Source organism: Bradyrhizobium sp. Mp27 (assembly GCF_029953005.1).
GTDB classification, from domain to species: Bacteria; Pseudomonadota; Alphaproteobacteria; order Rhizobiales; family Xanthobacteraceae; genus Bradyrhizobium; species Bradyrhizobium barranii.
The window spans coordinates 353,609-362,916 of record NZ_JASAUS010000001.1 but is presented as its reverse complement, the minus strand read 5'-3'; the positions used below and the strand labels follow the sequence as shown (position 1 = coordinate 362,916).

Sequence of the window (9,308 nt, the reverse complement as noted above, 5' to 3'; positions counted from 1 at the left end):
ACGCCCTCCCGACGCAACGACAAAACCGTAAAGCCCCGCGTTCAGCATAACCCGGCAGGAATCCACTTAAATCCAGCGGGGCGCTGTCCAAACAACCGGGGCCAGCTCTGTTCAGCCTGCGCGGGCTCGGCAGCAGGTACTTCAGATTGCCGCGCCATAGGGCAGGGTTCTCGCCAACGCGCAGCTTCAGCGCCTTGGCGGCGTCGAGCAGTCGTTCAATGCGCTGCCGCGTGCGCATGGCTGTGACCGGCTTTGCGCTCCAGATCGGCTTCAGCGCGGCCAGCACGTGGTCGGTCGTGATCTCGTGCAGCTTGCGCTTATGGAGGCTCGGCACGTCGGCGATCGATCGCGCCCACTGCTTCTCCTCTTCGCTCGACAGACCCTTGCACCAACCCGGATACTGCTCCTCGGCGAATTCCTTGAAGGACTTGTCGCCGTTCAACGCGAGCTGCTTCTTGTGGCGGGGGTCGATGCCGTCCTTCTTCAGCGCCAGCCGGTAGGCACGAGCCTGATCGCGGGCTTCGGTCAGGCTCAGCTCCCCCTCCTTGTCGCCGACCTTGGCGAACTCCATGGCCGCGCGCTTGCCATCGGGTGCCGTAAAGCGGAACTGCCAAGAGCGCCCGGTCGGGCGAACGACCAGATAGAGGCCGGAGCCATCAGCGTGAACGCCTTCTTTCAGGGATTTAACTTGGGTCGAGTTCAGCTTCACTTTACGCTCCCCACTTACCATTTGCGTCACGGCCACTTCGGCAGAAACAACCAAATATGTACGACCGGCACGGATCATTTGGAAGTGGGCTAGCCAGATGCTTACCGGTATTTTACCGAGGTCGGTCGGCGCCGGACGATTATCGATGTGAGTTGACGACAATTTGTGATATTTATCTTATTGAAATTAAATGACAATTGTCGGAAGGACGATAAGGCATGACAATCGACGCAATAGCAGCTTTTAGGTACCGGATCCGTGACGGCATTCGGTAAACTCGTCCGCACCACGGCATTCCGGCTGACGCTGGTCTACCTGTTCCTGTTTGCGATTTTCGCGGCCTCGCTGCTCGGCTATTTCGCCTGGAATACGCGGCGGCTGATCACCGAGGAAATCACCCAAACGGTGAACTCCGAGACCTCGGAGATCAACGAGATCTACGGCCGTCGCGGCCTGGTCGGCCTCGTGCGCGCGATCGAGTATCGGGCGCTGCGGCCGGGCGCCAATCTCTACCTCGTGACCACGCCGACCGGGCAGGCGATCGCCGGCAATGTCGGCTCGCTGGCGCCGGGCGTGATGGCGACGCGCGGCTGGTCGGAGACGGCCTACAAGCGGATCGAGGACGCCGACGAGCGCAACCATCGCGCGCTGGTGCGCGTCACCGAGCTCGAAAACGGTTTCCGTCTCCTGATCGGCCGCGATCTCGACGAACGGCGGCGCCTGTTCGGCATCGTCGCCAAGGCGGCGCAATGGTCGGTCCTGATCGTCGTGGTGCTTGGTCTCGGCGGCGGCATCTTCGTCGCGCGCCGCGTGCTCACGCGCATCGATGCGATGAGCGGCACTGCGCATCGCATCATGACCGGCGACCTCAGCGAGCGCTTGCCGGTGGGGCGCAGCGGCGACGAGCTCGACCGCCTCGCCGAGAACCTCAACGCCATGTTGGAGCGGATCGAGGCGCTGATGGCGGGACTGAAGGAGGTCTCCGACAACATCGCCCACGACCTCAAGACGCCACTGACGCGTCTGCGCAACCGCGCCGAGGAGGCGCTGGCGAAATCGGGCAGCGAGACCGATTACAGGGCGGCGCTGGAGCGGACCATCGAGGAATCCGACGGCTTGATCCGCACCTTCAATGCGCTGTTGATGATCGCGCGCGCCGAGTCCGGCCAGGCGCGCGGCAACATGGATGATTTCGACGCCGCCGAAGTCGCGGGCGGCATTCACGAGCTCTACGAGCCGCTGGCCGAGGACGACGGCATGACCTTGAAGGTCAAGGCCGAGCCGACGCCGGTTCACGCCAACCGCGAGCTAATCAGCCAGGCGCTCGCCAATCTGGTCGAGAATGCGATCAAATACGGCCAGCCGGTCGCGCAGACCGGTGGAACCGTGGTCAGCATGGACTCCAGGCAGATCATCATCGAGGCGAAGCGCGAGGGCGACCAGGTGCTGCTCAGTGTCACCGATCGCGGCCCTGGTATCCCCGAAGCCGACCGCAAGCATGTCGTCGAGCGATTCGTGCGGCTTGAAGCCAGCCGCACGCTGCCGGGCTCGGGCCTCGGTCTCAGCCTTGCCGCCGCGGTTGCGACATTGCATGGCGGAGAATTGCGCCTGGGCGATGCCCAGCCCGGCCTCGTCGCCACGCTGGTGCTCCCGGCGCGTGCCGGCGACAGGGTTGCTCCGCCAATGCAGGATGTGCCACAGAAGGTGGCATGAACCACTCCGCGCCGGGAAACGCGGACAAGCATGGAGAGGGCCTGGCCGCGCGCTTTGCGGAAGCTCCCCATATTGCCGCTTCCACAATTGATGAACGACGTCTTGAAAGCTGGCTGGCCGAGCTTGAGCCGGTTCAATCAGCCCGTCTTGAAACCTTGCTGGTCCATCCCTTCGCACGGGATATTTTGGCCGGCATCGCCGAATTCTCGCCCTATCTGTTTGATCTCGTGCGCGCCGACGCGCCGCGCCTGATCCGGCTGCTCGAATGCGATCCGGACGCGCATCTGGCCACGCTCATCGCGGAGGCGAGGGACGCGGTCCTCGCGGCGACCGACGAGGCCGAGGTGATGCGGCGGCTTCGCAGGATGAAGGCCGAAGCGGCGCTTCTCACCGCGCTGTGCGATATCGGCGGCGTCTGGCCGGTGATGCGGGTGACGGCGGCGCTGACCGATGTCGCGGTATCCTCGGTGCAGGCGGCGCTCCAGTACCAGCTGCGGCAGGAAGCCGCACGTGGAAAGATCCTGCCGCCCAATCCCGAAGCTCCGGAAGAGGGCTGCGGCCTGATCGTGCTCGCGATGGGCAAGATGGGGGCGGGCGAGCTGAACTATTCCAGCGACATCGACCTCATCGCGTTCTTCGATCCCGATGCCACGACGCTCGCGCCCGACATCGAGCCTCAGCCGTTCTTCGTGCGGGTGACGCAGGGGGTGGCGCGCATTCTCCAGCAGCGCACCTATGACGGCTACGTCTTCCGCGTCGACCTGCGCCTGCGTCCCGATCCGTCCTCGACGCAAGTGGCGATTTCGCGCGACGCCGCGCTGAACTATTACGAGCGGGAGGGGCGCACCTGGGAGCGAGCTGCGATGATCAAGGCGCGAGCCTGCGCCGGCGATCCCAAAGCGGGCGAGGCGCTGCTCGCCGAAATCGCGCCGTTCGTCTGGCGCAAGCATCTCGACTTCGCCGCGCTTGCCGACGTCCACGACATGAAGCGGCAGATGCAGACCTATCGCGGCCAGAGCGAGATCGCGGTCGAGGGGCACAACGTCAAGGTCGGGCGTGGCGGCATTCGCGAGATCGAATTTTTCGCGCAGACGCAGCAGCTGATCGCCGGCGGTCGCCATCCGGAGTTGCGGGTGCGGCCGACGCTCGCCGCGCTCGATATTCTCGCCTCCAGCAACTGGATCACCTTTGCCGCGCGTGACGAGCTGACCATTGCGTATGAATTCCTGCGCCGCGTCGAGCACCGCCTCCAGATGATCGCCGACGAGCAGACCCATGCGTTGCCCGAAGACAAGGAGGCGGTCGAGCGCTTTGCGCGCTTCTTCGCCTATCCGGATCGCGAAGCCTTTGCGCGTGACCTGTTGCGGCAGCTCCAGATCGTGCAGGGACACTACGAAAAGCTGTTCGAGGGCGATGACCCGACCGGCACGGCAAAATTGCCGGCGCTCGACTACAGTGCAGGTCCTGACGATCCGCGCCTGCTGCAATATTTGACGACGCTCGGCTTCAAGAAGCCGGCCGCGCTCGCGCAGACGATACGCGACTGGATCACCGGCGACTACCGCGTGTTCCGCAACGACCAGACGCGAAGCGCTTTCGTCGAGTTCGTGCCGGCCCTGATCGACGGCCTCGCGCGGGCCGAGGAGCCGGATCGCGCCGTCGTGGCGTTCGATCAGTTCCTCCAGGCACTCCAACTTGGCGGCCGGCTGATCACGCTGCTCGGCCAGAACCGCGATCTCGTCGCGCTCGTAGCGCTGGTGCTCGGCGCGGCACCGCGGCTCGGCGAGATGCTCGCGCGGAAGCCGCAGCTCATGGACGGCCTGATCGATCCCAGATTCTTCGGCGCGATGCCGGACAAGCAGGAATTGTCGGCGCGATTGGCCGCGACGGTGCGCGACGCCGACTCCTATGAGGAATTTCTCGACCGTCTCCGCCTGTTCGGGCAGGAGAGCCTGTTCCTGATCGGCACGCGTATTCTCTCCGGCACTGTCTCGGCGCAGCAGGCCAGCACGGCTTTCGCCGATGTCGCCGAAGGTATCGTCCACACCGTGCACGATCTTGTCGCCGAACGCTTCGCCGCCCAACACGGACGTATCAAGGATCAGGAGACCGCGATCATCGCGATGGGTCGGCTCGGCAGCCGCGAGATGACGGCATCGTCCGATCTCGACCTGATCCTGCTGTACGATTTCGACAGCGACAATCCGGACTCCGACGGGCCAAAATCGCTTCAGGGCGCCCACTACTTCGCGCGCTTCACCCAGCGCCTGATCAGTGCCTTCACCACGCGCACCAATTACGGCGTGCTGTACGAGATCGACATGCGGCTGCGCCCGTCGGGACGCGCCGGTCCGGTGGCGTCGAGCCTCGTCTCATTCGCGGACTACCAGGCCAACGAAGCCTGGACCTGGGAGCACATGGCCCTGACCCGCGCCCGCGTGGTGTCGGCCTCGGATCAATTCCGTGAGCGGATCGAGCGTATCATCCGCGACGTCCTGATCCGCCGCCGCGATCGGGCGACCATTGCCAACGACGTCGCCGACATGCGGCGTGCCATCGCGCAGGAGAAGGGCGAGAGCGACCATTGGGATCTCAAATACGCCGCCGGCGGCATGGTCGATATCGACTTCATCGCGCAATATCTCCAGCTCGTGCACGCCCATGACAAGCCTGAAATTCTCGACGTCAGTACCCTTCAGGTTCTGGACAACGCCGCCAAGCTCAACGTGCTTCCGCAATCGGAGGCGGAGATCCTGCGCGCGGCGGCGCGGCTCTATCACGACCTGACGCAGATCCTGCGGCTCTGCGTCAGCGACGGCTTCAAGCCCGAGACCGCTGGTACCGACCTTCAGCGCGTGATGGCGCGCGCCGGCGATGCGCCCGACTTCTCGTCACTGGAGGCGCGCGTGAAGGAAACGCAGAGCGAGGTGAGGCGCGTATTTACGGCGCTGCTGGAAGGGACGTCGTCTGCTTCAGCGAGGTGAGGGCCTCGCGCACGTTCGGCTCCAGGCCTGCGCCGCCCGCGTCGAGATGGGCGAAGATCGCGCGCTTCATCCGGGGATCCCAGAACTTCTTGATGTGATCGGCGATCCCCGGCACGGCCTTGTCGTGGCCCTGGCTCTTGAAGAAGGTGCCGATCTGGTTGGCCATGTAGACGAGGCGGTCAGGCGACGACATCGATAAGCTCCTGAGCACGATGAGCCGTAACGCGACTCTGGTGCGTGAATACTTCAAACCCATCGCTGCGGGCAATCGCGATCAACGTGATGCCGGCGGCCTCCGCGGTGCGAACCGCGAGCGCGGTGGGTGCCGAGACGGCGACCAGCACCGGGGCGCCGATTGAGGCCGTCTTCTGCACCATCTCGACCGAGACACGGCTCGTCAGCAGCACCATGCCCACGCTAGCGTCCGTCCGGCTGCGCGCCAGCGAACCTGCGAGCTTGTCTAGCGCGTTATGGCGGCCGACGTCCTCGCGCAGGGCCACAATGCCATTCGATGGCGACCAGAAGGCCGCGGCGTGGACCGCGCGCGTCTGCATGTTGATCGATTGCAGGGGCGCGATCGCCTGCATCGCCGTCATGATCTGTTGCGGCGTGAAGCTGGACCCTGGTGAGACGACGGCCGCAGGCCGCACGGCCTCGGCAATCGAATCGATGCCGCAAATGCCGCAGCCGGTCGGGCCGGCGATGTGCCGCCGCCGCTCGCTGATGCGCGCGGCATCGTCCGACGCCAGCCACATGCGCAGCTCGATGCCGTCGTCGAGGCGGACCACCTCGAGTGACTTGACGTCATCGACCGACTTGATGATGCCTTCGTCCAGGCTGAAGCCGACCGCAAAATCCTCGAGGTTCTGCGGCGTCCCCATCATGACGGCATAGGTGCCGCCATTATAGGTCAGCGCCAGCGGCGTCTCCTCCGGGATCAGGCGCGCGCCTTCGGACGCGACACCGTCACGCCAGATTTCGCGGTCGATGGCCTGGACCGGCACGTGCATGCCGTTACTCCGCGGCCTCGGCCGGCGCGATGCGGCGGGAGTGCTGCGCCTGCGCGTCGTATGCCTTCTGCCAGTCGGACGGGCCGTTCGACGGCGAGATCTGCACCGCCGTGACCTTGTATTCGGGGCAGTTGGTGGCCCAATCCGAATAGTCGGTGGTGATGACGTTGGCCTGCGTGTCCGGGTGATGGAAGGTGGTGTAGACGACGCCCGGTGAGACGCGGTCGGTAATCTCCGCGCGCAGCGTGGTTTCGCCCGCTCGGCTCGCGAGCCGCACCCAGTCGCCGTCGCGCACACCGCGCTGCGCGGCGTCGTGCGGATGAATCTCGAGCCGGTCCTCGGCATGCCAGACCACGTTCTCGGTGCGCCTTGTCTGCGCGCCGACATTGTACTGGCTGAGGATGCGGCCCGTGGTGAGCAGCAGCGGGAAGCGGGGGCCGGTGCGCTCGTCGGTCGCGACATATTCCGTGACGATGAACTTGCCCTTGCCGCGGACGAAGCCGCCGATATGCATCACCGGGGTGCCCTCCGGCGCTTTCTCGTTGCAGGGCCACTGCACCGAGCCGAGTTCGTCGAGCTTGGCGTAGGAGACGCCGGTAAACGTCGGCGTCAGTGCAGCGATCTCGTCCATGATCTCGGACGGATGGCTGTAGTTCATCTCGAAGCCCATGGCCTTGGCGAGGGCGATGGTGACCTCCCAGTCGGCCATGCCGTTCTTCGGTGACATCACCTTGCGGACGCGCTGGATGCGGCGCTCGGCGTTGGTGAAGGTGCCGTCCTTCTCGAGGAAGCTCGAGCCGGGCAGGAAGACATGGGCGTAGTTTGCGGTCTCGTTCAGGAAGAGGTCGTGAACGATGACGCATTCCATCGACGACAGCGCCGCCACCACGTGCTTGGTGTTGGGATCGGACTGGAGGATGTCCTCGCCCTGCACGTAGATGCCCATGAACGTGCCTTCGATCGCGGCATCGAACATGTTGGGAATGCGCAGGCCCGGCTCGGGGTTGAGCTTGACGTTCCAGAGCGCCTCAAACTGGTCGCGCACGGCGTCGCCCGAGATGTGGCGATAGCCCGGCAGCTCGTGCGGGAACGAGCCCATGTCGCAGGAACCCTGCACGTTGTTCTGGCCGCGCAGCGGGTTCACGCCGACGCCGGGGCGGCCGATATTGCCGGTCGCCATCGCGAGGTTGGCGATCGCGATCACGGTGGTCGAACCCTGGCTGTGCTCGGTGACGCCAAGGCCGTAATAGATCGCGCCATTGCCGCCGGTGGCGTAGATGCGCGCGGCTTCACGCAACACCTGCGGATCGACGCCGGTGAGGATCGCGGTGGCTTCCGGGCTGTGTTCCGGCTGGGCGACGAAGGCGGCCCATTCCTCGAACTCGGCCCAGTCGCAGCGCTCGCGCACGAAGGCTTCGTTGGCGAGGCCCTCGGTGACGATGACATGCGCCAGCGCCGTCACGACCGCAACGTTGGTGCCGGGCATCAGCGGCAGGTGCAACGCCTTTACGTGCGGCGATTCCACCATTTCGGTCCGGCGCGGATCGATCACGATCAGCTTGGCGCCCTGGCGCAGCCGCTTCTTCAGGCGCGACGCGAACACCGGGTGAGCGGAGGCGGGATTTGCACCGATGATGACCGCGACGTCGGTGTCTTCCACCGAGTCGAAGTCCTGCGTCCCGGCCGACGTGCCGAAGGTCTGCGACAGGCCATAACCGGTCGGCGAATGGCAGACGCGGGCGCAGGTGTCGACATTGTTGTTGCCGAAGCCGCCACGGATCAGCTTCTGCACCAGATAGGTTTCTTCGTTGGTGCAGCGGGACGAGGTGATGCCGCCAATGGCGTCACGGCCGTATTTCTTCTGGATGCCGCGCATCTTGGCAGCGGCAAACGAGAACGCCTCATCCCAGGAGACTTCGCGCCAGGGGTCTTCGATCCGCTCGCGGATCATCGGGTTGAGGATACGCTCCTTGTGGTTGGTGTAGCCCCAGGCGAAGCGGCCCTTGACGCAGGAATGCCCGCGATTGGCCTTGCCGTCCTTGTACGGCACCATGCGCACGACTTCCTCGCCGCGCATCTCGGCCTTGAAGGCGCAGCCGACGCCGCAATAGGCGCAGGTGGTGACGACGGAGTGCTCGGGCTGGCCGATCTCGATCACCGACTTTTCGGTCAACGTCGCGGTCGGGCAAGCCTGCACGCAGGCGCCGCAGGAGACGCATTCGGAGCCGAGGAAGCTCTCGCTCATGCCGGGCGAAACGCGGCTGTCGAAGCCGCGGCCCGAGATGGTCAGTGCGAAGGTGCCTTGCACCTCCTCGCAGGCGCGGACGCAGCGGGAGCAGACGATGCACTTCGACGGATCGTAGGTGAAATAGGGGTTGGACTCGTCCTTCGGCATCCAGGCGGCGTTGACCTCGCCGTTGGACTTGCCAGGTGTCTTGGCGAAGACGTGGTTCTCGCCCTCATAGCCGTAGCGCACGTCGCGCAGGCCCACGGCGCCGGCCATGTCCTGCAATTCGCAATCACCATTGGCGCCGCAGGTGAGACAGTCGAGTGGATGGTCGGAGATGTAGAGCTCCATCACGCCCTTGCGCAGCTTCTTCAGCCGTTCGCTCTGGGTGTGCACGACGAGGCCGTTCATAACGGGCGTGGTGCAGGAGGCCGGCGTGCCGGCGCGGCCCTCGATCTCGACGACGCAGAGACGGCAGGAGCCGAACGCGTCGACCATGTCGGTCGCGCAGAGTTTCGGGATCTGGTGGCCTGCGTCCATCGCGGCCCGCATGATCGAGGTGCCCTCGGGCACCGTGACCTGGTTGCCGTCGATGGTCAGCGTCACGATCGTCGTCGATTTGGAGCGTGGCGTGCCGTAGTCGATTTCTTCGATCAGAGACATCG

The 9,308-nt window shown here is 65.1% G+C and carries 6 protein-coding genes; 2 read left to right on the top strand and 4 right to left on the bottom strand.

The genetic code is table 11. The features are described 5' to 3' along the window. Positions 1-709 (bottom strand): Arm DNA-binding domain-containing protein (locus tag QJT78_RS01540; RefSeq protein ID WP_281460169.1); only part of this gene is annotated, 709 nt, incomplete at its 3' end. Between the two features lie 258 nt (positions 710-967). Between QJT78_RS01540 and QJT78_RS01535 the strand changes: the two genes are divergently transcribed. Both QJT78_RS01535 and QJT78_RS01530 read left to right on the top strand, forming a co-directional pair. After that, positions 968-2,422, top strand: coding sequence for an ATP-binding protein (locus QJT78_RS01535; protein ID WP_028151505.1), 1,455 nt, complete (start codon positions 968-970; stop codon positions 2,420-2,422). Then, positions 2,419-5,406, top strand: coding sequence for a bifunctional [glutamine synthetase] adenylyltransferase/[glutamine synthetase]-adenylyl-L-tyrosine phosphorylase (locus QJT78_RS01530; RefSeq protein WP_038941937.1), 2,988 nt, complete (start codon positions 2,419-2,421; stop codon positions 5,404-5,406). Before QJT78_RS01535 ends, QJT78_RS01530 begins: the two co-directional genes overlap by 4 nt. Here QJT78_RS01530 and QJT78_RS01525 read toward each other — a convergent pair. From QJT78_RS01525 to fdhF, 3 genes are read right to left on the bottom strand one after another with little or no spacing between them, the layout of a single operon-like run. Then, positions 5,363-5,599, bottom strand: a complete 237-nt coding sequence (locus QJT78_RS01525; protein WP_028151503.1) for a formate dehydrogenase subunit delta — start codon at positions 5,597-5,599, stop codon at positions 5,363-5,365. The two genes, QJT78_RS01530 and QJT78_RS01525, sit on opposite strands and share 44 nt — an antisense overlap. Next, a complete protein-coding gene (gene fdhD, locus QJT78_RS01520; protein WP_028151502.1) occupies positions 5,586-6,416 on the bottom strand; it encodes a formate dehydrogenase accessory sulfurtransferase FdhD in 831 nt (276 codons plus the stop codon). Before fdhD ends, QJT78_RS01525 begins: the two co-directional genes overlap by 14 nt. Before the next feature lie 4 nt (positions 6,417-6,420). Continuing rightward, positions 6,421-9,306, bottom strand: a complete 2,886-nt coding sequence (gene fdhF / locus QJT78_RS01515) for a formate dehydrogenase subunit alpha (protein ID WP_212480458.1) — start codon at positions 9,304-9,306, stop codon at positions 6,421-6,423. Positions 9,307-9,308: the final 2 nt, after the last annotated feature.